The 26,925-nt window shown below is 71.4% G+C and carries 30 protein-coding genes; 12 read left to right on the forward strand and 18 right to left on the reverse strand.

The window, feature by feature from the left end:
* From E1181_RS16435 to E1181_RS16445, 3 genes are all read right to left on the reverse strand, one after another.
* The coding region (locus E1181_RS16435) for a WXG100-like domain-containing protein (protein ID WP_456238798.1) at positions 1-939 on the reverse strand (939 nt) is incomplete at its 3' end.
* A 5-nt stretch (positions 940-944) separates the two neighbouring features.
* Positions 945-1,265 carry a hypothetical protein gene (locus tag E1181_RS16440; protein WP_132675749.1) on the reverse strand — a complete coding sequence of 107 codons (321 nt, stop codon included), beginning with the start codon at positions 1,263-1,265 and terminating at the stop codon, positions 945-947.
* Positions 1,266-1,267: 2 nt separating this feature from the next.
* Positions 1,268-1,711 (reverse strand): YbaB/EbfC family nucleoid-associated protein, encoded by a 444-nt coding sequence (locus tag E1181_RS16445; RefSeq protein ID WP_132675750.1) that lies wholly within the window; start codon positions 1,709-1,711, stop codon positions 1,268-1,270.
* A 192-nt stretch (positions 1,712-1,903) separates the two neighbouring features.
* On the opposite strand from E1181_RS16445, the gene E1181_RS16450 reads away from it, so the two are divergent.
* Positions 1,904-2,353 (forward strand): MaoC family dehydratase, encoded by a 450-nt coding sequence (locus tag E1181_RS16450; protein ID WP_132675751.1) that lies wholly within the window; start codon positions 1,904-1,906, stop codon positions 2,351-2,353.
* Between the two features lie 2 nt (positions 2,354-2,355).
* Here the strand turns inward: E1181_RS16450 and E1181_RS16455 are convergent, their stop codons facing one another.
* The 4 genes from E1181_RS16455 to E1181_RS16470 all read right to left on the reverse strand — a co-directional run bounded on the left by E1181_RS16455 (position 2,356) and on the right by E1181_RS16470 (position 5,353).
* Complete coding sequence (locus E1181_RS16455; RefSeq protein WP_132675752.1) at positions 2,356-2,997, reverse strand: adenosylcobinamide amidohydrolase; 642 nt, start codon at positions 2,995-2,997, stop codon at positions 2,356-2,358.
* Complete coding sequence (locus tag E1181_RS16460) at positions 2,994-3,944, reverse strand: hydroxymethylglutaryl-CoA lyase (protein WP_132675753.1); 951 nt, start codon at positions 3,942-3,944, stop codon at positions 2,994-2,996. Before E1181_RS16460 ends, E1181_RS16455 begins: the two co-directional genes overlap by 4 nt.
* Before the next feature lies 1 nt (position 3,945).
* The gene (locus tag E1181_RS16465) at positions 3,946-4,452 is read right to left on the reverse strand and encodes a PH domain-containing protein (RefSeq protein WP_132675754.1); all 507 of its coding nucleotides are present in this window, start codon (positions 4,450-4,452) and stop codon (positions 3,946-3,948) included.
* Between the two features lie 73 nt (positions 4,453-4,525).
* Positions 4,526-5,353: a biotin--[acetyl-CoA-carboxylase] ligase gene (locus E1181_RS16470; RefSeq protein WP_132675755.1), complete on the reverse strand. Its 828-nt coding sequence runs from the start codon at positions 5,351-5,353 to the stop codon at positions 4,526-4,528.
* Positions 5,354-5,423: 70 nt separating this feature from the next.
* Between E1181_RS16470 and E1181_RS16475 the strand changes: the two genes are divergently transcribed.
* The 8 genes from E1181_RS16475 (at position 5,424) to E1181_RS16505 (ending at position 11,187) form a co-directional block, all read left to right on the forward strand.
* The gene (locus tag E1181_RS16475) at positions 5,424-6,047 is read left to right on the forward strand and encodes a Maf family protein (protein WP_132675756.1); all 624 of its coding nucleotides are present in this window, start codon (positions 5,424-5,426) and stop codon (positions 6,045-6,047) included.
* A 311-nt stretch (positions 6,048-6,358) separates the two neighbouring features.
* Entirely contained in the window at positions 6,359-6,439 is an 81-nt protein-coding gene (locus tag E1181_RS32920; RefSeq protein WP_363872896.1) for a putative leader peptide, read from the forward strand.
* A 120-nt stretch (positions 6,440-6,559) separates the two neighbouring features.
* Positions 6,560-7,891, forward strand: a complete 1,332-nt coding sequence (locus E1181_RS16480) for a dicarboxylate/amino acid:cation symporter (protein WP_207922179.1) — start codon at positions 6,560-6,562, stop codon at positions 7,889-7,891.
* A gap of 94 nt (positions 7,892-7,985) precedes the next feature.
* Positions 7,986-8,357 (forward strand): DUF1707 SHOCT-like domain-containing protein, encoded by a 372-nt coding sequence (locus E1181_RS16485; RefSeq protein WP_235876817.1) that lies wholly within the window; start codon positions 7,986-7,988, stop codon positions 8,355-8,357.
* 44 nt (positions 8,358-8,401) lie between these two features.
* Positions 8,402-9,076, forward strand: coding sequence for a DUF3558 domain-containing protein (locus E1181_RS16490; RefSeq protein WP_132675758.1), 675 nt, complete (start codon positions 8,402-8,404; stop codon positions 9,074-9,076).
* 93 nt (positions 9,077-9,169) lie between these two features.
* Positions 9,170-9,520 (forward strand): hypothetical protein, encoded by a 351-nt coding sequence (locus E1181_RS16495; RefSeq protein WP_165939759.1) that lies wholly within the window; start codon positions 9,170-9,172, stop codon positions 9,518-9,520.
* Positions 9,521-9,526: 6 nt separating this feature from the next.
* On the forward strand, positions 9,527-10,384 hold the full coding sequence (locus E1181_RS16500) for a PPE domain-containing protein (RefSeq protein WP_132675759.1): 858 nt from the start codon (positions 9,527-9,529) through the stop codon (positions 10,382-10,384).
* On the forward strand, positions 10,381-11,187 hold the full coding sequence (locus E1181_RS16505) for an ESX secretion-associated protein EspG (RefSeq protein WP_132675760.1): 807 nt from the start codon (positions 10,381-10,383) through the stop codon (positions 11,185-11,187). The genes E1181_RS16500 and E1181_RS16505 overlap by 4 nt, the downstream gene beginning before the upstream one ends.
* A 235-nt stretch (positions 11,188-11,422) precedes the next feature.
* On the opposite strand, the gene glpD is transcribed toward E1181_RS16505, so the two are convergent.
* Positions 11,423-13,171 carry a glycerol-3-phosphate dehydrogenase gene (gene glpD, locus E1181_RS16510; RefSeq protein ID WP_132675761.1) on the reverse strand — a complete coding sequence of 583 codons (1,749 nt, stop codon included), beginning with the start codon at positions 13,169-13,171 and terminating at the stop codon, positions 11,423-11,425.
* A 91-nt stretch (positions 13,172-13,262) separates the two neighbouring features.
* Entirely contained in the window at positions 13,263-14,090 is an 828-nt protein-coding gene (locus E1181_RS16515; RefSeq protein ID WP_132622590.1) for a DeoR/GlpR family DNA-binding transcription regulator, read from the reverse strand.
* 406 nt (positions 14,091-14,496) lie between these two features.
* On the opposite strand from E1181_RS16515, the gene E1181_RS16520 reads away from it, so the two are divergent.
* Both E1181_RS16520 and glpK read left to right on the forward strand, forming a co-directional pair.
* Positions 14,497-15,249 carry an MIP/aquaporin family protein gene (locus tag E1181_RS16520; RefSeq protein WP_132675762.1) on the forward strand — a complete coding sequence of 251 codons (753 nt, stop codon included), beginning with the start codon at positions 14,497-14,499 and terminating at the stop codon, positions 15,247-15,249.
* Positions 15,250-15,271: 22 nt separating this feature from the next.
* A complete protein-coding gene (gene glpK, locus E1181_RS16525; protein WP_132675763.1) occupies positions 15,272-16,774 on the forward strand; it encodes a glycerol kinase GlpK in 1,503 nt (500 codons plus the stop codon).
* Positions 16,775-16,837: 63 nt separating this feature from the next.
* Here glpK and E1181_RS16530 read toward each other — a convergent pair whose 3' ends face one another.
* The 4 genes from E1181_RS16530 to E1181_RS16545 all read right to left on the reverse strand — a co-directional run bounded on the left by E1181_RS16530 (position 16,838) and on the right by E1181_RS16545 (position 20,668).
* On the reverse strand, positions 16,838-17,323 hold the full coding sequence (locus E1181_RS16530) for an SRPBCC family protein (protein ID WP_235876818.1): 486 nt from the start codon (positions 17,321-17,323) through the stop codon (positions 16,838-16,840).
* A gap of 150 nt (positions 17,324-17,473) precedes the next feature.
* The gene (locus E1181_RS16535; protein ID WP_132675765.1) at positions 17,474-18,664 is read right to left on the reverse strand and encodes a macrolide family glycosyltransferase; all 1,191 of its coding nucleotides are present in this window, start codon (positions 18,662-18,664) and stop codon (positions 17,474-17,476) included.
* A 179-nt stretch (positions 18,665-18,843) separates the two neighbouring features.
* A complete protein-coding gene (locus E1181_RS16540; RefSeq protein ID WP_132675766.1) occupies positions 18,844-19,233 on the reverse strand; it encodes a thiol-disulfide oxidoreductase DCC family protein in 390 nt (129 codons plus the stop codon).
* A 31-nt stretch (positions 19,234-19,264) separates the two neighbouring features.
* Positions 19,265-20,668: an NAD(P)H-quinone dehydrogenase gene (locus tag E1181_RS16545; RefSeq protein ID WP_132675767.1), complete on the reverse strand. Its 1,404-nt coding sequence runs from the start codon at positions 20,666-20,668 to the stop codon at positions 19,265-19,267.
* 294 nt (positions 20,669-20,962) lie between these two features.
* Between E1181_RS16545 and E1181_RS16550 the strand changes: the two genes are divergently transcribed.
* Positions 20,963-21,433, forward strand: a complete 471-nt coding sequence (locus E1181_RS16550) for a gamma-glutamylcyclotransferase (RefSeq protein ID WP_093413862.1) — start codon at positions 20,963-20,965, stop codon at positions 21,431-21,433.
* Here E1181_RS16550 and E1181_RS16555 read toward each other — a convergent pair.
* The 5 genes from E1181_RS16555 to E1181_RS16575 form a co-directional block, all read right to left on the reverse strand.
* Entirely contained in the window at positions 21,430-22,761 is a 1,332-nt protein-coding gene (locus E1181_RS16555; RefSeq protein WP_132675768.1) for an FGGY-family carbohydrate kinase, read from the reverse strand. The two genes, E1181_RS16550 and E1181_RS16555, sit on opposite strands and share 4 nt — an antisense overlap.
* A complete protein-coding gene (locus tag E1181_RS16560) occupies positions 22,758-23,459 on the reverse strand; it encodes an HAD family hydrolase (RefSeq protein ID WP_132675769.1) in 702 nt (233 codons plus the stop codon). Before E1181_RS16560 ends, E1181_RS16555 begins: the two co-directional genes overlap by 4 nt.
* Before the next feature lie 139 nt (positions 23,460-23,598).
* Positions 23,599-24,207, reverse strand: coding sequence for a hypothetical protein (locus E1181_RS16565; protein WP_235876819.1), 609 nt, complete (start codon positions 24,205-24,207; stop codon positions 23,599-23,601).
* An 84-nt stretch (positions 24,208-24,291) separates the two neighbouring features.
* Positions 24,292-25,668, reverse strand: coding sequence for a M20 family metallopeptidase (locus E1181_RS16570; protein WP_408010014.1), 1,377 nt, complete (start codon positions 25,666-25,668; stop codon positions 24,292-24,294).
* Positions 25,665-26,924, reverse strand: a complete 1,260-nt coding sequence (locus tag E1181_RS16575; protein ID WP_132675770.1) for a M20 family metallopeptidase — start codon at positions 26,922-26,924, stop codon at positions 25,665-25,667. Before E1181_RS16575 ends, E1181_RS16570 begins: the two co-directional genes overlap by 4 nt.
* Position 26,925: the final 1 nt, after the last annotated feature.

Consider the following 26,925-nt stretch of genomic DNA (forward strand, 5'->3'; position numbering starts at 1 on the left):
GGCGTAACCGCCCTGCTGCTGCGGCGGCGGGGGCTGGGGCGGGTTGAAACCCGGTGCCGGTGCCTGCGGCTGCTGGACGGGCGGAGATGCCCAGGCCGCGTGCGAGGCCTGGGGTGCGGTGTTGGGCGCCTCGTCGGGACGCCAACCGGCGTGACCGCCGGAGCCGATCACCGGGATCGGTCCGGTTCCGGCTTCCGCCATCCCGGGCTGCCAGCCCGGCGCGGGCGGAGCGGCGGGAGCGCCGAACCCACCTTCCGGAACCGCTTCGCGGACGGTGTCATGGGCACCACCGACTGTTTCCGCCACGCCACGTTCCGCTTCTTCGATCACAGCACCGACATCACCGGGTTCCGCACCGTCCACTGCGGATTCCGGTTCCAGCGTATGGCCTGCTGCCGCGCCGACCTCCGCCAGAGCACCGGAGGCCTGTTCCGCGGCTGCCGGGACGCCGGGGTCGAGCGCGGTGGACAGCGTCTCGTGGACGCGGGCGACGTTGGCGGCCGCGCCGCTGAGCGCCGCGTCGAGACCGGCCAGGGCCTGCGGATTTCCGGTCGCGGCGGCTTGTTCGGCGGCGTCGGTCTGCTTGGCCAGCGAGACGAGTTCGCGCACGAGCTCGACCTTGGCGGTGCCGATCTGCTCGGCCGCGTGGTCGAGTCGATCAGCGTTGGCCCGGCACTGCTTCGCGGTGGCGGGCAGCGGCCCGTCGTCGGCGATGAAGCCGTTCCACTCCCGGCCCGCGGCCTGGGCTGCTTCGCCCTCGAAGGAGTTCAGGGCGCCTTGCGCGACGGTGTCGGCGTTGCGGGTGAGCGCGTCGAGGGACGTCGCGGCTTCGCGCCAGGCGGTGGCGGAGTCGCGCATGAGGTCTTCGTCGGCGGCCGGCCAGCGGGCTCCGGCTCGGGCGGCGACGTCGCGGAGTTCCGGCGGGAGTTCGATGCCCACGCCGTTCACCCCTCTCCGGTGAGCCGGCGGAGTTCGTCGGCGTTGTCGGCGTCGGTTCGGCGCGTGGTCCGGGCGGTGTCGGCGAACTTCTGGCCGAGGGCGCGCAGTTCGCCGGACAACTCGCCCGCGGCGGCCAGGGCGGCTTCGGCGCGGGGTGCGTGGGCTGCGGCGAAGCGCTCGCCGAACTCGTCGTCGCCCCAGCAGGCGCCCGCGGACTCCACTGCCTGCCGCACGGTGTCGGCGATGCGTTGGGCCTGACCGGCCAGGTCCTCGAACTCACCTGCCCGTTGCGCCAACCGCTCGGTGTCGGTGCGGAAACCGCCCATGGTCACGTCCGTCCCGTCGGGCCCTGCTGCAACCAGCTGGCGTCCGAGAAGTCCTCGTCGTCGGCATCATCGTCGATCCGCCGCGAATCGTTGCGCGACACCGGTTCCGGGGGTGGTCCAAGCAGCAATTCCGGGTCGGTTCCGGCGGGCAGCACGTCGGCGAGCACGGACGCGGCGCGAGCGGCGGCGGCGCGAGCGGCGTCGGTGCTGAGCCGGACGATCGTGGCCGCGAGCTCGACCGGACGCATCCGCTGCGTCGTGTCGTCGGCGATCTCCAGTTCGCGCAGCGCGCCTTGCGGACCGACGACGACCCGCACCCGGCCGTCATCGCTGCTCGCGGCGGCGGTGACGGCAGCGAGGTCGCGCCGGGTGTCGGCCAGCCGCTCCCGGCTTCGCCGGTAGTCGGCCATCAGCTCTTCCACTTGAGATCTGTGGTCGGTCGGCACTGCCGCTGCCCTCCCCTGCCGCGTGCGTCGGCGCCCCTCGTGGTGGGACGCGCGGACGGTTCGATGGTTCCACGCACGAGGGCGCTTTTCACCACCTCCGGCGCTGATCGCCACCGAAATCGCCGGTCGCGGGGGCTGCTTGTGAGGACCCTCTCAACGCCGTCCGCGCCTGGTAGCTGCGAAGATGACGTCATGGCCACCATCGCGTACGAGGACCTGACGCCGGGGCGGACGTTCGATCTGGGCAAGACCGAGATCGACCGCGAGGAGATGCTGGAGTTCAACGCCCGCTTCGACCCGCAGCCGTTCCACCTCGACGAGGAGGCGGGCCGCAACTCGGTGCTGGGCGGCTTGTGCGCTTCGGGCTGGTTCACCGCGTCGCTGTGGATGCGCGCCTACGTCGATCACGTGCTGGCCGATTCGACCTCGCAGGGTTCGCCCGGCGGCAACGAGCTGACCTGGCTGGCCCCGGTGTTCCCGGGTGACGTGCTCCGGTTCGGCATGGAGGTCACCGGCCAGCGCCGTTCGCGCAGCAAGCCGAACCTGGGTCTGGTGGAGATCACCGGCACGGCCGATCGCGGCGATGACCGGGTGCTGCGCTTCAGCTTCGTCGGGATGTTCGGGACCCGCGAGCAGGACTGACCTCAGGACGATTCGTGGCGCGCGTTCTCGACGCGCAGCCCGGCCGTGACCGCTGCGTGGACCGCGCGGGCCAGGGCCGCTCCGACGCGGGAGCGGGGGCCGCCGTAGGGCTCGGGGTCGCCGTCGGCCGGGCAGAGGATCGCCGTGGCGTCGGTGACCGTTCCGGTTCCCGCGACTCCGGATTCCAGCAGGGCTTGGGTTTTGGCCTCCGCGACGGTCGCGACCGCGTTCACCAGCGCGGCTTCGCTCAGCCGCACCGGTGACCAGCAGACCGCGTTGATCGTGCCCGGCGCCCAGGCCCGCTCGGCGGCAGGGGCGGCGGCCCAGACGGGCGCGTGGGCACCGGTGGTCACGCTGGCGCGGACGCCGCCGTCGGTCGCGGTCACCTCGTGCCGCACGTCGACCGCGGTGAGCAGGCCGATTCCCTCGCCGGTCAGGCCGAGTCCGGCCGCCATCTCACCGGCGTGCGCCGACGGGTCGGGGTGGTCGTAGTCGGTCACGACGGTCGCGTTGAACACCCAGTCGCGCAGGCCGATGCCGCCGCCGCGGGGCGCGGAGGAGATCGCCAGCCACGTGCGGGTGCAGCGCCAGACCAGCACCGGCCGGTCCTGCACGGCGTGCAGGACCGGGCTCGGCGCGGTCACGAGCTCAGTGCCTTGACCACCCGGGAGGGGCTCGGACGGCCCAGCTGCTCGGCCATCCAGACGCTGGTGTCGACGAGCTTGCCGAGGTCGACCCCGTGCTGGATGTCGAGGCCGTCGAGCATCCAGATCAGGTCCTCGGTGGCGAGGTTGCCGGTCGCGGACTTGGCGTAGGGGCAGCCGCCGAGGCCACCAGCCGAGGAGTCCACAGTGGACACTCCGTGGCGCAGCGCGGTGGCGGTGTTGGCCAGCGCCTGGCCGTAGGTGTCGTGGAAGTGCACGGCGATCCTGTCCACCCCGACCCCGGCCGCGACGAACGCGCGGAGCAGGGCCTCCACGTGGCCCGGCGTGGCGACGCCGATGGTGTCGCCGAGCGAGAGCTGGTGGCAGCCCATCTCCAGCAGCCGCTTGCCCGTCGCCACGACCTGCTCGACCGGGACCGGGCCTTCCCACGGGTCGCCGAAGCACATCGACAGGTAGCCGCGCACGGCGATCCCCTCGCCGACCGCACGCCCCACCACCGGCTCGAACATGGCGAACTGCTCGTCGAGCCCGCTGTTGAGGTTGCGCTGCGCGAACGTCTCGGACGCGGCGGCGAAGATCGCGATGTCGCGGACCTTCGCGTCAAGCGCGCGATCCAGACCGCGCTCGTTGGGCACCAGCACCGGGTACCGCACACCGGGCGCCTGGTCGAGCCCGTCGATCAGCTCGGCGGCGTCGGCCAGCTGCGGGACCCACTTCGGGTGCACGAAGCTGGTCGCCTCCAGGACGGCCAGACCGGCGTCGGCCATCCGCCGCAGGAACTCCAGCTTCACGTCGAGCGGGACGGTTTCCCTCTCGTTCTGCAGGCCGTCGCGCGCGCCGACCTCCCAGATCGTCACCTCGGCGGGCAGTTCCGCCGGCTCCGGTGAGGCGACCCGCATCGGCAAGCCCAGCTCACGTGGTCCCATCTCAGCCCTCCTGCGCCCGATGTTCAGCACCATCGCCAACCTCGCGGTAGAGCACCGTCTGCACCTGCTCGACCTGCGGGATGTCATCGAATTCCAGCGGCTCGTCCGACGCCGACTCGACCACCAGCGTGCCGCAGCCGAAGACGCGGTCCACCAGACCGCGCCGGAAGCGCACCGAGTTGATCCGCCACATCGGGATGTCGATCCCGGACCTGGTGAACACGCCCTCGCGGACCATCAGCCGGTGCGTGGTGATCACGAAGTGCGTGGTCCGCCAGCGGGCCAGCGGGGCGAGCGTGAACCAGACGATCAGCACCAGGCCCACCACGCCGAGCGCGATCCACACCGGCAGCCGCCACGGGGTGGTCGCCACCAGCGCCGCCAGGTAGGAGGCGCCACCGACCACCACGAACAGCACGAGCACCGGGCCGAGCAGCATCTTCCAGTGCGGATGCTTGTGCACGACGACGTTCTCGTCGTCGTGGAGCAGGCCGTCTGGGTAGGCCACGGTTCCCCTTCCTCAGCCCTGAAGCCGGTCTGCGAATCACGTTACCGGCCGCGCCCGGGCGTGGAGAACGCTCTCAGCTCCGCCGGACGTGCACCACGTCACCCGCGGCGACGGCCGTGGTCCGACCGGTCTCGGTGCGCACCACGAGCCTGCCGGTGTCGTCGACGTCGACGGCCTCCCCGTGCAGGTCGCCGTCCCCCAGCTCGACCCGCACGCGCTGCCCGAGGGTCCGGCACCGGTCGCGGTAGCGGGCGAGCAGCCCGGTGGACACCACGTCGCCACCGGCGTCGCGCCACAGGCCCTCGACCTCGGCGAGCGCACCGAGCAGGTCCGCCGCGAAGTCCTCGCGGTCCACGTCGGCGCCCTCGGCGGCCAGCGAGGTGGCGGGCATGCCGCCCGCGCCGGTGGGCAGCTCGTCGCGCTGCTGGCGGACGTTGACCCCCATGCCCAGGACCAGCGCGATCCCGTCCGGTCCGGCGACCGCCTCGGAGAGGATCCCGGCACCCTTGCGCCAGTCCTCACCCGAGCCGAGAAGGAGGTCGTTGGGCCACTTCAGGCCGGCGGGAACACCGGTGGTCCGCTCGACGGTCTCGGCGAGGGCGACACCGGCGATCAGCGGCATCCACCCCACCGCCGACGGCGGAACCCCGGGACGCAGCAGCACGCTCACGAACAGCCCGGCGCCGCGCGGCGAGATCCACTGCCGCTGCAACCGCCCGCGCCCGGCGTTCTGCTCCTCGGCGATCAGCACCGTCCGGTCGGCGGCACCGCGAGCCGCGTCGGCGGCCAGGTCCGAGTTGGTGGAGCCGGTCACGGCCACCACGTCCAGCGCGGAATACGGTCCTCCGTCGACCAACCGTCGGCGCAGCCGGTCTCCATCGAGCAGAACTTCAGCACTCACCCGCTCAGCCTATGCGGCTCCGCTTCCCACCACGTCCGCCGGCGTGGGAGCACGCACTAACATCGGTCGCGTGCGCTTCGTGCTTGCTTCCGCCTCGCCCGCCCGCCTCTCCGTGCTCCGCTCCGCTGGGATCGAACCGCTCGTGCAGGTCTCGGGCGTCGACGAGGACGCGGTGGCCGCGTCGCTGACCGATCCGGCTCCTGCCGAGCTGGTCACCGCGCTGGCGCAGGCCAAGGCCGAGGCGGTCGCCGCCGAGTGCGCGGAGCCCGACGCGGTGATCGTCGGGTGCGACTCGATGCTGCTGCTGGCCGACGGCGAGATCGTCGGCAAGCCGGGCACGCCGGAGGTCGCCGCCAAGCGCTGGGCCCAGCACTCCGGCAGCAGCGCCGAGCTCCTGACCGGGCACGCGATCATCCGGGTGCGCGACGGGAAGATCACCGACCGCACCTCCGGCCACCTGGGCACGACGGTGCACTTCGGGACCCCCACCGAGGACGAGATCAACGCCTACATCGCCACCGGCGAACCCCTCAACGTCGCGGGCGGTTTCACCTTGGAGGGCTTCGGCGGCTGGTTCATCGAGGGCGTCGACGGAGACCCCTCCAGCGTCCTCGGCATCAGCCTCCCCCTCACCCGCAAGCTCCTCGCCGACCTCGGCCTCACCATCACCCACCTCTGGACCACCCCCGCTTGATCACCTGCCCCAGCCGGGACCCGAACCCCACAGATCCCGGTGATCCCAGGCCCACCTGGTCCCGGCCTCCGATCCCCGGTCGCCTCATGCCCGGGGTAACCCGAATACGGCGGTAATCAGACCCCCGATTACGGCGGTATTCAGGGTGCTTCCGGATCGCGGCCGTATTCGGACGCCCGATTGCGGCGGTAATCGGGGTCCCGACCACGGCGGTGATCGGGGTACCCGGTGCCGCCATCGGGGTGAACGTGGGCACATTTCGCCCACCTTCGGGACTTAATCGCTCGATCGGGTGGTTAATTGAGGTCGCTATGTCTGTCCTGCGACCGTGGCTGTTGACCTCGCGCCTGCACGTCGATCTTCGACGGCAGGCCAGCTGCGTCTGTCGTTGATCTCCTCCGGCCTGAGCTGAAGCCCTCGCTCGGCCGCTCCCCCGCGCGGCGCTCCGCCGCGCTCCGGCGCTGAACCGCGCCCTCTTGCGCATCAACCCCTCACGACTTCAGGAGATCCCTGTGTCCGACACCGCCGGGCGGTCACGCCTGCGCTTCAACCCCAAGTTGTTCGCCGTCGCAGTGCTCGCCTCCCTGGTGCTCGGCGCCCTGCTCGGCTGGATCGCCAAGCAGACCGACGCCCAGTGGCTGATCACCGCGCTGGACACCATCGGCAGCACGTTCACCAAGCTGCTCAGCTTCACCGTCCTGCCGCTGATCTTCACGGCGATCGTGGTGGGCATCAACAGCCTCCGCTCTCTCGGCGGCGGCCGGACCGCGGCCCGCCTGGGCGGCAAGACCGCGCTGTGGTTCGCCATCACCTCGTTGATCGCCGTGGTGATCGGCCTGGTGATCGGCCGCCTGTTCCAGCCCGGCCGCGGCCTGGTCATCGAGCCCGACCCGGAGAAGCTGCAGGCGATCGGCGAGAAGACGCAGGGCTCCTGGCTGGACCTGCTCAACGGCCTGGTGCCGGACAACCTGATCAGCGCCTTCGCCGAGGGCGAGACCCTGCAGGTCGTGTTCGTGTCGCTGATCATCGGCGCGGCCACCTACAGCCTCGGTGACAAGGCCGCGCCGTTCGTGAACTTCAACAAGGCGGCCTTCGAGGTCATCCAGCGCGTGCTGGGCTGGATCATCCGGCTAGCCCCGCTGGGCACCCTCGGCCTGATCGGCAACGCCGTGGCCACCTACGGCAACGAGTTCTTCCTGCCCCTGGTCAAGCTCATCGGCTCCACCTACGTGGCCTGCCTGCTGGTGCTGTTCGCCGTGTACCCGCTGCTGCTGGCTCTGGTGGCCAAGGTCAGCCCGGCCCGCTTCTTCGCCAAGTCGTGGACGGTCCTGCAGTTCGCCTTCGCCTCCCGGTCCTCCGGTGCGAGCCTGCCGATGACCCGCCAGGCCGCGGAGAACCTGGGCGTTCCGCCCTCCTACGCGAGCTTCGCGGTCCCGCTGGCCAGCACCACCAAGATGGACGGCTGCGCGGCGATCTACCCGGCGATCGGTTCGCTGTTCATCGCCAACCTCTTCGGCATCCAGCTGGGCTGGGTGCAGTACCTGACGATCATCGCGGTCGCGGTGTTCGGCTCGATCGCCACCGCGGGCGTGACCGGCTGGTTCACGATGCTGACGCTGACCGTCGGCGCGCTGGGCTTCCCGCCCGAGGTCGTGGCCACCGGCATCGCCATCGCCTACGCGGTCGACCCGATCATGGACATGATGCGCACCGCCACCAACGTCGCCGGCCAGATCGCCGTTCCGGTGATCGTGGCCCGCAGCGAGAACGTCCTCGACGACGAGGTGCTGGACGCCCCCAGCACGCCCCCGCTGATCGGTGACCGGGAACCGGCCACGGCCTGAGCGGACCGGTCCGGTGCGTGATCGCACGCACCGGACCGGGAAAACCCGCCTCGGCACTTCGTTCGGGTGATGGCGCATCCGTAGGATGGGCCGCGTGGACAGCGGCCGGCGGGGAAAAGACCTGCGCATCGGTGACCCCGAGCGCGAGCGGGCCATCCGGCTGCTCGGCGAGCACTTCTCCGCCGGGCGCCTGGAGCTCGCCGAGTACGACGAGCGCAGCAAGCTCGCGGCGGGAGCGCGGTTCGGCTCGGAGCTCGACGGGCTCTTCGACGACCTGCCCGGGCCCCGCCCGTTCGGCGAGCTGGCACCCGCCACGACACGCCCCGCCCCTTCGGTGGGCAACATCGCACTGGCGGTCGGCGCGGTGGCGCTGCTGCTCGCGCTCGTGGTGGTCGCGAGGCCGATCGGGCTGATGCTGCTGTTGCCGACCGTGGCGATCATCTGGTTCATGTGGCGACGCAGGTGACGACCTACCGTCACCTGCGAGCACGTTTCGTTACGGTGAGGTCCATGCACAGCTCGCGGTTCACCGGGGTGCGACGTCTCAACGCGTTGCTCGGCCTCGGCGCGCTCACCCTCACCGGTTGCGGTATCTGGCAGTCGGCCCCCACGGCAGGCACCGCACCGCCCCCACCGCCACCACCGGCACCGGTCACCAGCGCACCGCCGTCGCTGCCGCCGAGGCCGTTCGACCTCGGCCTGGACGGCGTCGACCCGTGCGAGCTGCTCACCGCCGACCAGCGCAACCAGCTCGGCTTCGACCGCGAACCGCAGCCGGACTCCGACGCCGGCTTCGGCAACGCCGCCACCTGCAGCTACCGCAACACCACGGCCAAGGTCGGCGCCCGCCTGGCGCTGATCACCACCGAGAGCATGCGGGTGTGGACCGACGACACCGCGCAGGTCGAGGCCACGCCGATCCTCGTGCAGGGCTTCCCCGCGCTGGTGATCAAGACCCCGGGGCTCGACCTGTCGTGCAACGTGGCGGTCGACGTGGCCGAGGGGCAGCACCTCGACGTCCTCTACCGCGACGACGGCGGGCAGCCACCGCCGCCGGTGGACCAGCTGTGCTCCGGTGCTCAGCGGGTCGCCGAAGAGGCGGTGCGCACGCTCGCCCACCCGCCCGCCTCGGGAACCTCCAGCTCGGAGACCCCGACGCAGCTGCCGTCCGAGTCGACTCCCTGATCCGGCACCACTCCCCGCGTGTGGAGGACTCCACAGCGTTACAGATCGCGGATACAGTGTCCGGCGGACGTTTCACCTGTGGGAGGGGGCGACGTGCCGTTAACCGAGCCGTACGGCGCGGGTTCCGGTGGTTCGATGCAGGTCGAGCCCACCGCGATCCCGCGTCTGGTCAACTCGCTGCAGGAGTCCCTGGACGCCGTCGGGCTGCAGATCGAGCACGCCATCACCGAGCTCCGCATCCGTCCGTGGGCCGGTGACCCGGTCAGCACGGACGCGGCCGAGCTGTTCAACGAGCGATCGGTGGGCGGTGGTGAGGACGCGTTGACCGCGCTGTGCGGTTACCGCGACCAGCTGCAGGCCGCCGCCGAGTCGCTGCAGCAGGCCGGCCGCGAGTACGAGCAGATCGACCACGACAGCGCGGCCGGTCTGGGCGGGGGTTGCTGATCCGCGATGGGTGACCACCGATGGCAGGGCTACCAGCACGCCGAGCTGTACGCGCAGATCAACGAGGGTCCGGGTGCGCACGGCTCGACCGACAGCGTGCGCCGCTGGAGCGAGCTGACCCGCGCGCTGGGCGAGATCGACGGCGGTCTGGCCGCCGCGGTCGCCGCCGCGAAGAGCGGCTGGCAGGGCTCCGCGGCCGACAACGCCAACGCCGGGCTGCGCCCGCTCGGCGAGTGGGCGGTGCTGGCGCAGCAGGCGAGCACGGTCATGCGCGAGCGCGCCGAGCAGCAGGCGGAGTTCATCAGCAAGGCCCGCAGGGACATGCCACCGCCGGTGCAGGTGACCAGCGAAGACCCGGGAACCGCGGCGACCGCGCTCACGCACCTGTTCGGCGGGCAGACCGACTACGAGGTCCAGGAGGCCCGGCAGCACGCCGCTGAGCAGCGCGCGTTCGACGTGATGCGCACCTACGAGGCGTCGACGCAGGCCAACACGACGTCGCTGGCCTCGTTCGCCCCGCCGCCGCAGGTCGTCGTGGACGCGCCCGCCTCGGGCGGGTCCAGGGCGCCGGGCGGATCACCGCAGGTGACGATCAGCTGGGGTCCCACGGTCGCCGCGCCGAGCACCGGTGCGCCGACCGGCCGGACCGGTGCGGGCACCACCGCGCCCGGCGCCAAGCAGGACGGTCGCCGTTCGGGCCGCCCCGCCGGTTCCGCCGCCGGGCGGGCGTCGGGCAAGCGCGCCAAGGGCGGCCGCGACGAGGCCGTCGAGCGCGAGGTCACCGAGAAGCTGGGTGACGGCGGGTTCTTCGGCGAGCAGCAGACGGGTTCGCGCCCGGTGATCGGCGGCGAGCCCGGTCGATGAACACCACCGCACGTGCCGAGAGGTCGATCGGCCTCTCGGCGTTGGAGTTCGACGTCCTCACCGAGCACCTGGAGCTCGACGGCGTGCCGCTGGTCCTCAAGGTCCCGTCGCCGGGACGCACCCACGCCGAGCGCGCGAAGCTGGTCGCCTCGGCGTGGCGCGCGATGTCGAACCGCGGCCTGATCAGCGGCGGTGAGCTCGACGCCGACCTGGAGCGGATGCTGCGGCTCGTCGCCGAACCCGGCCGCGAGGTCGACGGGCGGAGCTGGTTGCAGCGCAGCGTTCGAGTGCTGGCCGCCGCCGAGAAGGACGGCGAGCGCGCCGTTCTCGTGGTCAAGGACGGCGATCACCTGAGCTTCTCCGCCGTTTCGGCCGCCGGACTCCCGCGCGCGGCGATCTCACCGCTGCCGGAACTGCCCGCCGGCCCGGGCCGATCGGTGTCGGTGCCCAGCGACGTCCTCGACGCCGCCGCCCACGAGGTGGGTGACAAGACCGAGCAGCTCGCCTCCGCGCTGCAGCGGCGCGGTGTTCGTCCCGACGACGCCGAGGTCCTGGGCGAGATGGTGGCCGGAGCCGTGGCGCAGGGGCAGTTCGGCGCGGCCGCGCGAATCCGCTACGGCAGGCGCGAGAGGGCCGAACGCGTCGTCGGGTTCTTCGACTCCGCCCTGGGCCGCTACGCGCAGCTGCGCACCACGTCGCCTTCCGGGGAGGCCTGGAGCACGATCGCCCCGGCGGACAACCGCCGCCTGGCGGGCCACGTGGAAGAACTCCTCGACGAGGTGACCGGCTCACCCCGCCCGTAGCGCTCACCATCGCCACCGCCCCAGCACGGCGAGGACCTCGCCCCCGCAGCACCATTCCAATTTCGCGCGAAATTCGAGCGCCGAAGTTCGCGTTCCAATTTCGCGCGAAATTCGAATCCCGGTTCCGGAGGCGCACCTCGGCGGGTGTCTGGAAGTGTGCGGGGCTCGTCGGTCGGCGTGGTGCTCATGACGATGGCCCCGTCCGAGGACGGGGCCATCGTCGTCACGGCGTTCGTCAGACCACCGGTTCCAGGAGGCTGATCCTGGCTTCCGGGGCCGCCGAGCGCTTGGCGTCGGCGGCTTGGTCGCTGGGTTCGGTCTGCGAGTCGCGTTCGGCTTCGACCCGCTGGGTGTAGACGGCGACCTCGCGGGTGATGGTCTCCTCGTCCCAGCCGAGCTCGACCGCCATCAGCCGCGCCACGGCGTCGGCGCAGTCCACGCCCCGGTGCGGGTACTCGATGGAGATGCGGGTGCGCCGGGTGAGCACGTCCTCCAGGTGCATGGCGCCTTCGTGGCTGCACGCGTAGACGATCTCGGCCTGCAGGTAGTTCGGCGCGGCCGGGACCGGCTTGAGCAGGTCGGGTCGCTCGTCGCCCGCCGCGAGCACCTCGTGGATCTCCGAGCCGTAGCGGTCCAGCAGGTGCCGGATCCGGTACGGGTGCAGGCCGTGCGCACCGGCCAGCTGATCGGCCTGGTTGACCAGCGCGTGGTAGCCGTCGGCACCGATCAGCGGAACCTGGTCGGTGATCGACGAGGCCATCCGGCCGGGGACGTCGGGCGAGACGGCGTCGACCGCGTCGGCGGCCATGACCCGGTAGGTCGTGTACTTGCCACCGGCGATGGCCACCAGGCCGGGGGCCACCCGCGCGACCGCGTGTTCGCGGGAGAGCTTGGAGCTCTCCTCGCTCTCACCCGCCAGCAGCGGCCGAAGACCGGCGTAGACGCCCTCGATGTCGTCGTGCGTCAACGGGGTGGCCAGCACCGAGTTGACGTGCTCGAGCAGGTAGTCGATGTCGGCCTTGGTCGCCGACGGGTGCGCGAGGTCGAGGTGCCAGTCGGTGTCGGTGGTGCCGATGATCCAGTGGTTGCCCCACGGGATGACGAACAGCACGGACTTCTCGGTGCGCAGGATCATGCCGGTCTCGGCGACGATCCGGTCGCGCGGGACGACGATGTGCACGCCCTTGCTGGCGCGGACGCGGAACCGCCCGCGACCTCCGGAGAGCTTCTGCAGCTCGTCGGTCCACACACCGGTCGCGTTGATCACCGCGTGGGCGCGGACCTCGACCTCCTCGGCGGTCTCCACGTCGCGCACCTTGACGCCCGCGATCCGGTCGGCCTCCCGCAGGAAACCGGTGACCTGCGTGGAGGTCATGACCACGGCGCCGTAGCGCGCGGCCGTGCGGGCGACGGTCATGGTGTGCCGGGCGTCGTCGGCCTGCGCGTCGTAGTAGCGGATGCCGCCGATCATCGCGCTGCGCTTGAGCGCGGGGACCATCCGCAGCGCACCGGCGCGGCTGAGGTGCTTCTGCCCCGGCACCGAGCGGGCGCCGCCCATCGTGTCGTACATGAGCAGACCGGCCGCCGTGTAGGGGCGCTCCCAGAAGCGGCGGGTCAGCGGGTACAGGAACGGGACGGGCTTGACCAGGTGCGGAGCGAGCCTGGTCAGCATCAGCTCGCGTTCCCGCAGCGCCTCGCGCACCAGGGAGAACTCCAGCTGCTCCAGGTAGCGGAGGCCACCGTGGAACAGCTTGCTGGAACGGCTGGAGGTCCCGGCCGCCAGGTCGCGGGCCTCCACCAGCGCGACCCGGAGTCCCCGGGTGGCCGCGTCCAGCGCCGCGCCGGCGCCGGTGACGCCGCCGCCGATCACCACGACGTCGAACTCCTCGTGTTCGAGCCGCTTCCAGTTCTCGGCCCGCTCGGTGGGTCCCAACGAGCCCTTCAGCCGGTTTCCGGTCTCGGTCTTGTCCTTGGACTTGGACACCGCGTCCTCCTCGCTTTGATCGCGTCCCACCGTTAAACCCACCGCCGACGCGGAACCGGACCTGCGCGCAGGTGGCGCACCACGGTGGTCATCATGCCCGACCAGCACTGTCCGTGCCTGGCGCAGCGCGTCCCGCTGCCGTCGCCTGTTCGACGAGCGCTCCTCGCTCGCGCAGCACTTCGATCTGGTGGCCGGGTGTTCTCGAATCCACGATGACGATGTCGAAGTCCTCGACGGGCGCGACCGCGTGCAGCGCGCGCCGGTGGAACTTCGTGTGGTCAACGTAGAGCACTGTGCGCTGAGCTGCGGCCAGCATCGCCTTCTTGATCTGCACCATCTCCTGCTGCGGGTAGCAGCCGATGCCGTCGGTCACCGCCGACACCGACATGATCGCCAGGTCGACGCGCAGGTTGCGCAGCGAGTCCAGCGCCATGCCACCGACGAACGCGTCCGCCCACGGCAGGTAGTCGCCGCCGACGCAGATCAAGCTGATCCCGGGAGCGGCGGCGAGCTCGTCGAAGACGCCCCGGTGGTTGGTGACCACCGTCAGCGGGGCGCGTTCGGGCAGCAGCCGGGCCAGGTGCACGCCGGTCGTGGAGTCGTCGAGCAGCAGCGCCTGCCCGGGCTCGATGAGCTCGGCGGCGGCGCGGGCCAGCTCCTCCTTCTCGGACTGGTTCTGCTGCAGCCGGTATTCCGAAGCCGCTTCGTAGAGCAGCGACGATGCGGCCGAGACGTTGCCCCTGTTGCGGTGCACCAGGCCCTGCGATTCCAGGTCGGCGAGATCCCGGTACACGGTCATGGCGCTGGCGCCGATGGTCGCGACCAGGTCGTCGATGCGCAGGGTGCCCTCCGCCATCACCAGTTCGGTGATCTTGCGGCGCCGGTCCTGCTGCTTGCCGGACGGTCGTCGGCCGGACATGGCGGCTCCTCGCTCCGAGTGGCGCTGACTGCGGCCGGATCGCCTCCGCTACCGCACGCTCACCGTACAACTCGATAAAAACACCATCTCGACCAGTCCGCAACGCTTCTTTTCACACGGAGTTTGTGATTAAAGTGTCGTCCGGTAGCCGGGGCGATCACTCGATCCAGGCGTGCCGGACGTCGGTGTCCCCGCACCGGGAGCCCGGCACCGGGGATCTTCGTGATTCCGCGCTACCACCGGGCGAGTTCCGGGACTAGGCGGTACGGACGAACGTGCTGCGCACGACTGGCGGCACACATGGACACGTGTTGCCATGCGGCAGTACCGTCCCGACTCGCTCCATGTCGGACAGACACCGAACACCCGCCTGTGCCAACGGCGGCATCACGAGGGGAACGGGAGAATGACCAGTCTTGGCGAGGTATTCCTCTGGGAGCTGCTCGGGACGGCGATACTGACGCTCATGGGCTGCGGCGTCGTCGCGAACGTGACGCTGAGCAAGAGCCTCGGAGTCGGCGGCGGCTGGCTGCTGGTGAACTTCGGCTGGGGCTTCGCGGTTTTCGCCGGCGCCAGCATCGCCGAACCTGCCGGGGCCCACATCAACCCCGCGGTCACCATCGGACTAGCGATCTACGGGGACACCCCGTGGTCGCAGGTCCCGGTCTACATCATCGCGCAGATCATCGGCGCCGCGCTGGGTGCGGTCCTGTGCTGGGCGGCCTACAAGTCACAGTTCGACACGACGGAGGACCCCGCCAACACCCGGGGGATCTTCGCCACCGGACCGACGGTCCCGAACGCTCCGTGGAACCTGATCACCGAGATCATCGGCACCTTCGTGCTGGTGTTCTGGATCATCACCAACCCGCCGGCCAGCGCGGGTGATTCCCCGGGAGTTCCGGACTTCGGCAACGCCGCGCTCGGCTACGCCGCGGTCGCCTTCATCGTGATCGGCATCGGCGCCTCGCTCGGCGGACCGACCGGGTACGCCATCAACCCGGCGCGCGACCTGGGTCCGCGCATCGCGTACGCGATCCTGCCCATCCGCGGCAAGGGTTCGGCCGAGTGGGGATACTCGTGGGTCCCGATCGCCGGACCGATCATCGGTGGCGCGCTGGCGGCGCTGCTGGCCCTCGCTCTGCCCATCAGCAGCTGACCGGACAAGGAAGGTTTGAACAATGGCCTCGTACATCGCCGCCATTGACCAGGGGACCACGTCCACGCGGTGCATGATCTTCGACCACGCCGGCAGCGTGGTCGCGGTCAACCAGAAGGAGCACCGCCAGCTGTTCCCCAAGGCCGGCTGGGTCGAGCACGACCCGCTCGAGATCTGGAACAACGTCCGCCAGGTGTGCGCGGGCGCGCTCGCCAAGGCCGACCTGGTCTCCTCCGACATCGCCGCGTGCGGCATCACCAACCAGCGCGAGACCACGGTGGTCTGGGAGAAGGCCACCGGCAAGCCGGTCTACAACGCCATCGTCTGGCAGGACACCCGCACCGACGAGATCGTCAGCGAACTGGGCGCGAAGGAGGGGCAGAACCGCTTCCAGGCGAAGACGGGCCTGCCGCTGGCGACCTACTTCTCCGGTCCGAAGGTGAAGTGGCTGCTGGACAACGTCGAGGGCATCCGGGAGCGCGCCGAGAAGGGCGAGCTGCTGTTCGGCAACATGGACACCTGGGTGCTGTGGAACTGCACAGGTGGTCCGGACGGCGGACTGCACGTCACCGACCCGACCAACGCCTCGCGCACGCTGCTGATGGACCTGGAGACCCTGCAGTGGGATCCGGACATCTGCGCCGAGATCGGCGTGCCGATGTCGATGCTGCCGGAGATCCGCTCCTCCTCGGAGGTCTACGGGCAGTTCCGCGAGCGCGGTGTGTTCGCCGGGATCCCGATCGCCGGCATCCTCGGCGATCAGCAGGCCGCCACCTTCGGGCAGGCGTGCCTGTCGCCCGGTGAGGCCAAGAACACCTACGGCACCGGCAACTTCGTCCTGCTCAACACCGGGACCGAGCGCGTCGTCAGCCAGAACGGCCTGCTGACCACGGTCGGCTACAAGATCGGCGACAACGACACGATCTACTGCCTGGAGGGCTCGATCGCGGTCACGGGTTCGCTGGTGCAGTGGCTGCGGGACAACCTCGGCATGATCGGCAGCGCCCCGGAGATCGAGCAGGTCGCGTCCAGCGTGGACGACAACGGCGGCGCGTACTTCGTGCCCGCCTTCTCCGGTCTGTTCGCGCCGCACTGGCGCTCGGACGCGCGCGGCGCGATCGTCGGGCTCACCCGGTACGTCAACCGCGGTCACCTCGCCCGAGCGGTGCTGGAGGCCACGGCCTTCCAGACCCGCGAGGTCATCGAGGCGATGAACGCCGATTCCGGTGTCCCGCTGAAGTCGCTGAAGGTCGACGGCGGCATGGTCGTCAACGAGCTGCTGATGCAGTTCCAGGCCGACATCCTGGGCGTTCCGGTGATCCGGCCGAAGGTCAACGAGACCACCGCGCTCGGCGCCGCCTACGCGGCAGGCCTGGCGGTCGGCTTCTGGGAGAGCGAAGCCGACATCCGCAGCAACTGGGCCAAGGACAAGCAGTGGGACCCCGCCATGACGGAGGAGGTCCGCGAGAAGCAGTACGGCAACTGGCAGAAGGCGGTCACGAAGACCTTCGACTGGGTCGAGTGACGACCTGCTGCTGAGCCGTTCCGGCGGCGTGATCCGCAGCTCGCGAAGCATCGCGAGAGCGGGTCACGCCGCCGTTTCGCGTGCGAGCTCGGCCAGGTGGCGCAACGAGTTGGCGAGGTGGTCCGGGCCGAACGGCGGGAAGTGGAGGCAGTCCCGGACGGACTGCGGGACGGCGGACCAGTCGTAGGTGAGGGTGACCGCGGTCGTGGACGGGCCGAGCGGCACGAGGTCGTAGCGCCAAGACCAGCCGCCGAATTCGAGGCGGCCGTCGCCCTTCGGGTCGTAACCGGTCCGCCAGCCGATGGTGCGGGGCGGGTCGATCACGTGAATCTCGTTCGCCACCTGGTAGTCCCCGTTCTGGGCGTCGGGGTGGTACATGTCCATCCGGAAGATCTGCCCCACCTCCGCCAGCCTCGCCCGATCGACGGGTTCCTGGACCCAACCGGTGCCGTCGATCGTGGGATGGGTGGTCGGGTCCGCCAGCACGGCGAACACCCCCTCGGCGGGTGCGGCGATCGTCCGGGTAGCGCTCACGTTCTCCTGGTTCACCGTCGGCACGCTCCTCGCGATGTCGGTCGGCCCCACGCGAGGCCGTTCGCCCATGCAGACCGAGCGACCGCGAAGAACTCATCGCTGCGCCCGCGGAACGCGGGTAGTGGGTGGGGTGATCCGCGCAGCAGCGGACCACCCCACGCCACTTCAGCCTTCGAGCAGGGACTCGACCCGGTCCGCGGCCCGGGTGAGACCGCCTGATTCCCTGATCTCCTGCTGCATCCGGTCCACGTTCCCACGGATGTCCGGGTCCTTCGTGACCTTCGACAGCGCGTCCCGCAGCTCGTCAGGCGACACCGTGCCGGAGTCGACCTGGACGCCGAGGGACAGCTGCTCGATGCGGTCGGCGTTGGCGAACTGCTCTGCCGCCTGCGGTGCCGCGATCAGCGGGACGCCCTGGTGCAGCCCCTCCATCACCCCGCCCATGCCCGCGTGGGTGAGGAAAGCGTCCGCGTGCGAGAGCACCTTGAGCTGCGGGATCCACTGGTGGATCTCGAAGTTCTCCGGCGCCTCGCCCAGCTCCGCCGGATCGATGCCGCGACCGACCGACAGCACCACGTGCCGGTCCATCCCGCCGAACGCCTCCAGGCACCTGCGGTAGAAGTCGCGGCGGTCGTTGTAGGCCGAGCCCAGCGAGATGACCAGGACCGGGCGGTCGTCCGGTGGGCTCCAGCCGCCCTGGAACGCGCGTTCCGAGAGCATCGGGCCGACGAACTCGAACGAGTCCTCGACCTGGTCGCCGAAGTACTGGAACCCGCGCGGAATCGTCACGATGGCACGCTGCGGCACCGCGATGTCCTGGAAGGCCAGGCCGACGCCCTGCGCGGCGAAGTACCGGTCGTAGCGGGCCCGCACCTCGCGCTTGCCCGCCGTGTCCTGCGTCATCCCCAGCACCTGCTCGATGCCCGGGGAGAAGACGTACGTCGGTGATAGCTGGATGCGCGGGATCCGCCACTTCTCGGCCAGCACCAGTCCTGCGAACGCGGCCACGTCGTAGACGATCACGTCCGGTCGATCGTCGGCCAGCGCCCGCTCCAGTTGCGGCAGCACGAGGTCGGTCTCGTCGAGGAACAGGCGCTGCGCGGTGAGCTCGTCGTCCGGCCACTCCGACCGCTGAGCGCCGGAGGTGCCGGGCAGCAGGGAGTCGTATCGGACCGGTTCGGCGCCGCTGTCGGTGATCTGCGCGGTGAACTCGTCGGTGGTCGCGTAGCTGACGCGGTGGCCGCGCTCGACGAGCTCGGCGACCAGTCCGAGGCCGGGATTGATGTGACCGTGAGCGGGGATGGACGCGAACAGGACGTGCGCCCGCCGCCTGGTGCGGTGGAGGTTCTGAGACATGAGTGGGAACTCCTGATCAAGACGCCCGGATGCCGGGCGGGAACGAGTGATGACCGCGCCGCGGAGATCCGCGCGCGGTGAGGCCGCTTCAGGCGGTCTTGATCAGAGGTAGAGCTGCCACTGCACGAGCCGAGACTAGCCCGCGGCCACGAGACGTGTCGCGCGATTTTTGCGCGGGGTCAGTCGCGGTGGGGGCGTTGTTCGGGCGGGAGCTGGCAGGCCGGCGTGGCGCCGGGCAGGCGGTGGCGGTGGTCGGCGACCCAGCGGTAGAGGCGCTCGGCGAGGGTGCGCAGCAGCGGCGCCGACATGAGCCCGCCCAGCAGGGGCCAGGGGGCGCGGCTGGACCTGAGGAGCTCGGCCACCGCTGCGGCGCCGCCGAAAACCCGGCCGGAGCGGTCGATCCAGAGGACCTCGTGCGCGGCGCGGGCTTCGGTGACGTTCAGCGCCGGGAGATCGGCTTCCTGCCAGGGCTCGACCCGCATGCGCACCGGCAGGCGCACGGCGAGGCGGACGCTGCGGGTGCAGAACCCGCAGTCGCCGTCGTAGATCAGCACCGGACGTTCGGCCACGACGCCATCCTCCCCCACGGGAGGCCTTCCGTCAGTCCAGGTCGTCGTGGCGCATCAGCAGGCGGCCGGCCTCGGTGAGCGAACCCGACAGCGACGGGTACACCGAGAAGGTGTTGGCCAGGTTGTCCACCGTCACCTGGTTCTGCACCGCGAGCGCGATCGGCAGGATCAGCTCGCTGGCGTTCGGCGAGACGACGACGCCACCCACGACCACGCCGGTCTGCGGGCGGCAGAAGACCTTGAGGAAACCGCGCCGCAGGCCTTCCATCTTGGCGCGGGGGTTGGTGGCCAGCGGCATCATCACGGTCCGCGCGGGGACCTCGCCGCTGTCGATGGCCTGCTGGCTGATGCCGACCGTGGCGATCTCGGGGTGGGTGAAGACGTTGGCCGCCACCGTCTTCAGCTTGATCGGCGTGACGCCCTCGCCCAGCGCGTGCCACATCGCGATGCGGCCCTGCATGCCTGCGACGGAGGCCAGCAGCAGCAGACCGGTGCAGTCACCGGCGGCGTAGATGCCCGGGGCGCCGGTGCGCGACACGCGGTCGACCTCGACGTAGCCGCCCCGGCCGGGCTCGATGCCGACCTTCTCCAGGCCGATGTCGCTGGTGTTGGGCACCGAGCCCACCGTCATCAGCGCGTGGCTGGCCTCGACCTTCCGGCCGTCGGCGAGGTGGATGACCACGCCCTTCTCGGTGCGCTCCACCGACTCGGCGCGGGCGTGCTTGACGACCTCGGTGCCGCGCTCGGCGAACACCTCTTCGAGCACGGCCGCGGCGTCGGCGTCCTCGTGCGGCAGCACGCGGTCGCGGCTGGAGATCATGGTGACCTTGACGCCCATCTCGGTGTAGGCGGAGGCGAACTCCACACCGGTGACACCGGAGCCGATGACGGCCAGGTGCTCGGGCAGTTCGGGCAGGTCGAAGAGCTGGCGCCAGGTCAGGATCCGCTCACCGTCGGGCTCGGCGCCCTTGAGGATGCGGGGCGTGGCGCCGGTGGCGATCAGCACGACGTCGGCGGTGAGCTCTTCGTAGGTGCCGTCGGCGCGGTCCACGCCGATCTGGTGCACGGCCATGCCCGGCGTCGGGTCGGTGAAGCGGGCACGGCCCGGGATGATCTTGACGCCTTCGCGGCGCACCCGGGAGCGGATGTCGGCCGACTGCGCAAGGGCCAGGCCCTTGACCCGGCCGTGCACGACGGCGACCTCGACGTCGGCTTCGTGGGAGGAGGGCCGGATGCCGAGCTCTTCGGCGTCGCGGAAGGAGGATCGAGCCCCGGCGGAGGCGATGAAGGTCTTCGAAGGAACGCAGTCGTAGAGCACGCAGGCCCCGCCCAGACCTTCCGGCTCGACGAGCGTGACGTCCGCTCCGTTGGAGGCAGCGACCAATGCCGCCTCGTAGCCCGCCGGTCCGCCGCCCATGATCACGATGCGGGTCACTTCGCGCTCCTCCTGAGTCCACCTGGCCGAAGGGCACCCCGTTGCCGGTGGTCACCGATTACACCGATGGGCGCCGGATTCACGGTACGCCGCGACGAGTCCGGGCAAACCGGGTGGTACCGACCGGGATGGGTGATCGTGGCGAAGACCACTCCCGTCCGCCGACACCGCCTGTGATCGTCGCCGGTGCGCAGGTTCTCCGGCTCGCGGCCGGGATGCCGGATGACCGAGAAACCCACATTCGTGCTGCCCTCCGGTCCGCTTTTCGGCCAACGGATCGCTACCCTGTGGGGCGTGCCTCTGTACGCCGCGTACGGATCCAACATGGATCCTGCCCAGATGTTGAAGCGCGCCCCGCATTCCCCGCTGGCGGGAAGCGGCTGGCTGATGGACTGGCGGCTGACCTTCGGCGGCGAGGACTACGGCTGGGAAGGCGCCCTCGCGACCATCGTCGAGCAGCCCGGTTCGCAGGTCTTCACGGTGCTCTACGACGTGAGCCCGGAAGACGAGAAGAACCTGGACAACTGGGAGGGCGCCGAGCTCGGGATGCACAAGAAGCTGCGGCTGATGGTGCAGACCCTCGACGGCCCGGTGCTCGCGTGGTTGTACGTGCTCGACGCCTACGAGGGCGGGCTGCCCTCGGCGCGCTACCTCGGCGTGATGGCCGACGCGGCGGAAGCCGCCGGAGCCCCCGAGGACTACGTCGAGAAGCTCCGGAAACGCCCCTGCCACAACGTGGGCCCCGGCTCTCCCCGCGAGCTCTAGAGCCAGCCGCGCTCGCGGAGTTCCGCCGCGAACCGCTCGTAGGTGGAGTCGAGCGCGTCCGCTTCCGCCCGGTCCGGCTCGACGAGCTCGCCTTCCGGCACCATCGCGGCCGCCGCCGCGCTCAGGTCCGGGTGGATCGAACCGGTGGCCGCCAGCAGCGCCGCTCCCAGAGCCGTTCCGGCGCCGAGCACGCGCAGCACCGGCCGGTCGAGGACCGAGGCCCGGACGCGGCACCAGGCCGTGCTCCGCGCGCCACCGCCCGCCGTGCGCACCGGCCCTTCGGCCACCGCGCCCAACGTGGCCAGGCGTTCCAGCGCGAGGCGTTCGCAGAAGGCGATTCCCTCCAGGCGCGAGCGGTGCTCCTCCACGCGGTCCCGCGGCGTGCCGACGAGGAACGCCTCGGCTTCGGGCGCGTGGAACGGGAACCGCTCTCCCCGCCCGCGCAGCGGGTAGTTGAGCACGCTCGCCGGTCCGTTCGCGACGGCCGCGGCGTCCAGTTCGGGCAGTTCGGTCGGGTCCACATCGGACAGCGCCGAGCCGCCGATGTTGGCGGCCCCGCCGGGCAGCCACCTGCCTCCGGGGTGCAGGTGGCTGTAGACGACGCCGGTCGGGTCGTGCACGAGCTTCTCCGACACGCCCTTGATCACCAGCGTCGTGCCCAGCACGGTCACGAACTGCCCGGCGTCGACGGCGCCCGTCGCCAGCTGCCCGGCGCAACCGTCGGTCATGCCCGCGCGGACCTCGCAGCCCACCGGCAGCCCGGTGCGCCCCGCGGCCTCGCGCCCCACCTGACCGAGCACTGCCGTGGGGCGCACGACCTGCGGCAGCAGCGCGGCGGGAGCGCCTGCCGCCCACTCACCCGCCGCCGCGTCGTAACCGCTCTTGAGCGCGTGGCTGGTGTCGGTGGCGACCGGGTGCCCGACGAGGCGCCGGGCGATCACCTCGGGCGTGTGGCAGATCTGCTCGGCCCCCGCCGGGAGGTTGTCGGCCAGCCAGGAGACCCGGGCGCGGCGGTCGTCGTACATCAGCGCGGGCCCGACCGGCTCGCCGTCGGCGTCGACGGCGACGACCGTGCCGGAGGTGGCCGAGATCGCCAGCGCGGTGATCCCGGCGCTGCGCGCACCCAGCAGGCGGGTGCACTCGGCCAGGCAGTCGCGCGCGGCGGGCCACCACGACAGGGCGTCCTGCTCCGAGCGCCCGCCGGGCGAGCGCACGGGCGCGGGAAGCGGCCGCGAGGACTGGGCCAGCAGCGCGCCCGCCGGGTCGTGGACCTGCACCCGGACGGTGGCCGTGGCGACGTCCACACCGGCCACGAGCTCGCCGGTCATGACGCCAGCTTCTCCAGCGCTCCCGGCAGTTCCGCCAGCGAGTGCACGGCGATGTCCGGTTCGGCGAGCTGCTCGGGCGTCGGCGCGGGCGGCGCTTCGCCGCGCAGCACCCACACCGTGCGCAGTCCCATGCGCTGGGCACCGCGGACGTCGGTGTCGAGGCGGTTGCCGACGTGCACCGCGCGGGACGCCGGAACACCGGCCTCGTCGAGGGCGTGCTGGAAGATCCGCGGGTCGGGCTTCTCCGCACCGACGGTCTCCGAGATGGCCCAGACGTCGATGTGCTCGGCGACGCCGTCCCGGCGCAGCGCGTCGACGACGACGGAGCGCTGGTTGGCGACCACGGCGATCCGGTAGCGCTCGCCGACCAGGCGCAGAGCGGGCAGGACGTCGTCGTAGAGGGCTTCCGGCGGGTACTCCCAGTACCGCTCCGCCAGGTCCGACAGCCGCTGCCGGTCCTGCACGGTGAGGAAGCGCTGCGCCATCGCCGTGCGCAGCGAGCCGCCTTGGGCCTGCCTGCGCTCGTCGTAGAGGCGCAGGAACTCGGTCTCGGAGACCTCGTCGCCCTCCTCGGCCGCGAGTTCGCGGGTGGCGCGCAGCAGTGCGTCCCGGTACGCGGCATCGTCGTAGATCGGGCCGCCCACGTCGAGCAGCACGAGGTCGATCGGTTCGGCTCCGGTGGTGGGATCGGCCGGCACGTCCGGTCCTTTCGCTCGCGGTCCAACGGGACCGAGGTGGCACCCTGCGCCCCCAAAATAACATCGGGAGCGACAGAATTAACAGCTTTTGATGTGATAAATACCAGTGCGCTGGTGGTGCGGCGCTCGCCGCACCCGGTCACGCCCACGCCAGCTCCAGCAACGCCCAGGCCCTCCGGGTGCCGCGCCGGTCCCGGCGACGGGCCAGCCGCTCCCCGATCAGCGCGCGGAAGTGCTCGGCACCCGAACCGAGCCGACCCAGAGCGCGTTCCAGGCAGTCCAGCGCGCGACGTTGCGGACCGGAGCACAGCACGTCCGCCAGCGCGACGTCCAGCGCCTGGACGCGGAGCCCGTCGAGCTCGATCACCTCGGTCTCCCGGAACCAGGCGTGGTGCACGACCATGTCGCCGTGCGACCGCAGCTCCCGGTCGTAGGGCACGGTCACGTGCACGGCGTCCTCGACCGGGCCGCAGCCGTGCATGGCCACGGCCGTCGGCCCGGAGATCACCCCTTGATCACCGGCGCGCAGCAGCGCGGCGGCGGCTCTGGCCATCGGATCGCGCAGGAGCGCGGCCGGCAGCACCACCCCTGGCCAGGGCTGGACCCACTCGCCGGTCGCCAACGCCTCGGCGAGATCGGCGCCGAGCACGCGTTCGGCCTCGTGGCGCGGCAACGCCCCGTGCCAGTGCTGCGGTGTCTGCGGGTCGGGTGCGGGCAGGAACTGCGGGCGGTCGATGTTCGTCCTCATGCTGAGAAGAGGCGCGAACCCCGCCCACAGATACACCCCGAGCCCGGATACACCTCGATCAGGCGAATTCCGCAGCCCGCTCCATCAGCTCCGCAGGCTCAGCAGCGCCGTGTGGACCATCGTGCGGATGCCGACCAGCAGCGCCCGCTCGTCGAGGGTGAAGGTCGGCTGGTGCAGGTCCTTGATCCGGCCGCTGCCCGAGTGCACGCCCAGGCGGGCGAACGAGCCGGGCACGTGCTCCAGGTACCAGCCGAAGTCCTCGCCGCCCGAGGACTGCGGGGTGTCGGCGTGCGCCTGCTCCCCGAGCGCGGCGGTGATCCCGGCGCGCATCAGCTCGGTGCTGTCCCGCTCGTTGACCACCGGCGGGACGCCGCGGCGGTGCTGCAGGTCGAAGCCGACCCCCAGCGGCACGAGCAGGCTCTGCGTGAGGTCGTGGACCAGCGGTTCCAGCTTCGCCCAGGTGTCCCGGTCGGCGGTGCGCAGGGTGCCGGTGAGCACCCCGTCCTGCGGGATGGCGTTGGGCGCCTCGCCCGCGTGCACCGCGCCCCAGGTCAGCACGGTCCCGGTGCGCGGGTCGACGCGGCGGGACAGCAGCGCGGGCAGGCCGGTGATCACGCTGCCCAGGGCGTGCACCAGGTCCGCGGTCAGGTGGGGCCGCGAGGTGTGCCCGCCGGGCGAGGTCAGCCGCAGTTCCAGCAGGTCGGTGGCGGAGGTGATCGGTCCGACGCGGGTTCCGACGCTGCCCGCGGGCAGGCGCGGGTCGCAGTGCAGGCCGTAGATCCGGTCGACGTCGTCGAGCGCGCCGCTGGCCAGCACGTCCAGCGCGCCGCCGGGCATGACCTCCTCGGCGGGCTGGAAGATCATCCGCACGCGCCCGGGCAGGTCGGGGGCGGTGGCCAGGGCCATCGCCGCGCCGAGCGCGACGGTGGTGTGCGCGTCGTGGCCGCACGCGTGCGAGGCACCCTCCACTGTGGAGGAGTACGGCAGGCCGGTGGCCTCGGTCAGCGGCAGCGCGTCGATGTCGGCGCGCAGCGCGATCGTGGGACCGGCGCTCGTTCCCTCGATGTCGCAGGTCAGACCGGTTCCGACGGGGAGCAGCCGGGGCGACAGGCCGATCCGGCCGAGCTGGTCGACGAGGAACGCGGTGGTGCGATGCTCGGCGCGGGAGAGCTCCGGGTGGGAGTGGATGTGACGGCGCCAGGCGACCACGCGGTGCGCGTTCGCGTTCAACCAGGCGTCCAGCCAGGACGGTCCGCGACCCGCACCGATGTCGGGCACCACGGACTCCACACTGGATCCGAAGCGGGAATCCATGTCCGCAATCGTGCTTTCGGTCGCGCCGATCGGCTCGTCAGCCACCAGCGTCGCCTGAGCGACGGCCCACTCCTCATCCGTCACCGCCGAACCGTCACGGTTCGGGCGCTGGCCCGGGTCCGGGCCACGAGAATCCACCACGGTCACGCCACGCCTCCCGACGTGCAGAACTGTTCGGTCGAACCTTTTCCAGCGCGGTCGGCGACACCGGCGAGCAGCCGTTCGCGCTGCGTGCCGTCGAGCATGGCCGCGAGCGCGGTCCAGGCCATCGCCACCGCCCCGTCGAGGACCGCCAGGTCCGCCGAGGGAGTGGCGCAGGCCGCGGCGAACTCCGCCTGGTGGTTGACCGCGTCTCCGCATTCCACCGCGATCATCGGGTGGATCGCGGGCAAGGCCCTGGTCACGTTGCCCATGTCGGTGCTGCCGATGACCCGGCCCCGCTCGGTGCTCCGATCGAGCGGTTCACGCCCGAGATCGGTGATCGCGCGACGGTACGCCTCCGACAACCACTGGTCGCAGGCGAGCTCCGCGTAGACCGGGGAGATCTGCACGATCTCGTGCGAACACCCGGTCGCCGTCGCACCCGCTTCGAAGCAGGCCCGGATGCGGTTCTCCAGGCGCTGCAGCGAGCGCGCTTCGGCAGCACGCAGGTTGTAGACCGCCGCGGTGCGCGCGGGCACGATGTTCGGCGCCGCGCCACCCTCCGTGACGATACCGTGCACCATCTGCTGCGGCTCCAGGTGCTGCCGCAGGAGTCCGATGGCCACCTGCGCGACGGTGAGCGCGTCGGCGGCGTTGATGCCGAGGTCGGGCGCGGCCGCGGCGTGCGCGGCGCGGCCGGTGTAGCGGACCTCCAGGTCGGTGATGGCCAGCGAGCTCGGCAGGCAGATGTCCTCCGGCCCGGGGTGCACCATCATCGCCAGGGCGACGTCGTCGAAGACGCCCTCCTCCAGCATCACGACCTTGCCGCCGCCGGTCTCCTCGGCGGGCGTGCCGAGGACCTTGACGGTGAGCCCGGCTTCGTCGGCGATCTCGGCCAGCGCGAGGGCGGCGCCCACGGCGGAGGCGGCGATGACGTTGTGCCCGCAGGCATGCCCGACCTGCGGCAACGCGTCGTACTCGGCGCAGATGCCGACGACGAGGTCACCGCTGCCGCGCTCGGCGACCAGTGCGGTGTCGAGGCCGGCGACGGGGGTCCGGACGTCGAAGCCGTGCTCGGCGAGCAGCGCTGCGACCTTGGCGGCGCTGCGGTGCTCGGCGAAGGCCGTCTCCGGCTCGGCGTGGATGCTGCGGGACAGCCCGGTCAGCGCCTCCTCGTTCCGGCGCACGACGTCGCGGCAGCGGTCGCGCAGCGCGGTTCGGCCTCCGGGCGCGGTCTGATCTTCGGGCGGGGTGGTACGCATG

The organism is Saccharopolyspora terrae, from assembly GCF_004348435.1.
GTDB classification, from domain to species: domain Bacteria; phylum Actinomycetota; class Actinomycetes; order Mycobacteriales; family Pseudonocardiaceae; genus Saccharopolyspora; species Saccharopolyspora endophytica.

Excerpts from the sequence above, each read along its gene's own strand:
- E1181_RS16500 (WP_132675759.1), top strand. The coding sequence starts at position 9,527 with ATGGGTGACCACCGATGGCAGGGCTACCAGCACGCCGAGCTGTACGCG.
- E1181_RS16515 (WP_132622590.1), bottom strand. The coding sequence starts at position 14,090 with ATGTCCGGCCGACGACCGTCCGGCAAGCAGCAGGACCGGCGCCGCAAG.
- E1181_RS32920 (WP_363872896.1), top strand. The coding sequence starts at position 6,359 with ATGTCTGTCCTGCGACCGTGGCTGTTGACCTCGCGCCTGCACGTCGAT.
- E1181_RS16565 (WP_235876819.1), bottom strand. The coding sequence starts at position 24,207 with ATGAGGACGAACATCGACCGCCCGCAGTTCCTGCCCGCACCCGACCCG.
- E1181_RS16460 (WP_132675753.1), bottom strand. The coding sequence starts at position 3,944 with ATGGGACCACGTGAGCTGGGCTTGCCGATGCGGGTCGCCTCACCGGAG.
- E1181_RS16555 (WP_132675768.1), bottom strand. The coding sequence starts at position 22,761 with ATGACCGGCGAGCTCGTGGCCGGTGTGGACGTCGCCACGGCCACCGTC.
- E1181_RS16505 (WP_132675760.1), top strand. The coding sequence starts at position 10,381 with ATGAACACCACCGCACGTGCCGAGAGGTCGATCGGCCTCTCGGCGTTG.
- E1181_RS16520 (WP_132675762.1), top strand. The coding sequence starts at position 14,497 with ATGACCAGTCTTGGCGAGGTATTCCTCTGGGAGCTGCTCGGGACGGCG.
- E1181_RS16440 (WP_132675749.1), bottom strand. The coding sequence starts at position 1,265 with ATGGGCGGTTTCCGCACCGACACCGAGCGGTTGGCGCAACGGGCAGGT.
- glpK (WP_132675763.1), top strand. The coding sequence starts at position 15,272 with ATGGCCTCGTACATCGCCGCCATTGACCAGGGGACCACGTCCACGCGG.
- E1181_RS16490 (WP_132675758.1), top strand. The coding sequence starts at position 8,402 with ATGCACAGCTCGCGGTTCACCGGGGTGCGACGTCTCAACGCGTTGCTC.
- E1181_RS16450 (WP_132675751.1), top strand. The coding sequence starts at position 1,904 with ATGGCCACCATCGCGTACGAGGACCTGACGCCGGGGCGGACGTTCGAT.
- E1181_RS16535 (WP_132675765.1), bottom strand. The coding sequence starts at position 18,664 with ATGTCTCAGAACCTCCACCGCACCAGGCGGCGGGCGCACGTCCTGTTC.
- E1181_RS16575 (WP_132675770.1), bottom strand. The coding sequence starts at position 26,924 with ATGCGTACCACCCCGCCCGAAGATCAGACCGCGCCCGGAGGCCGAACC.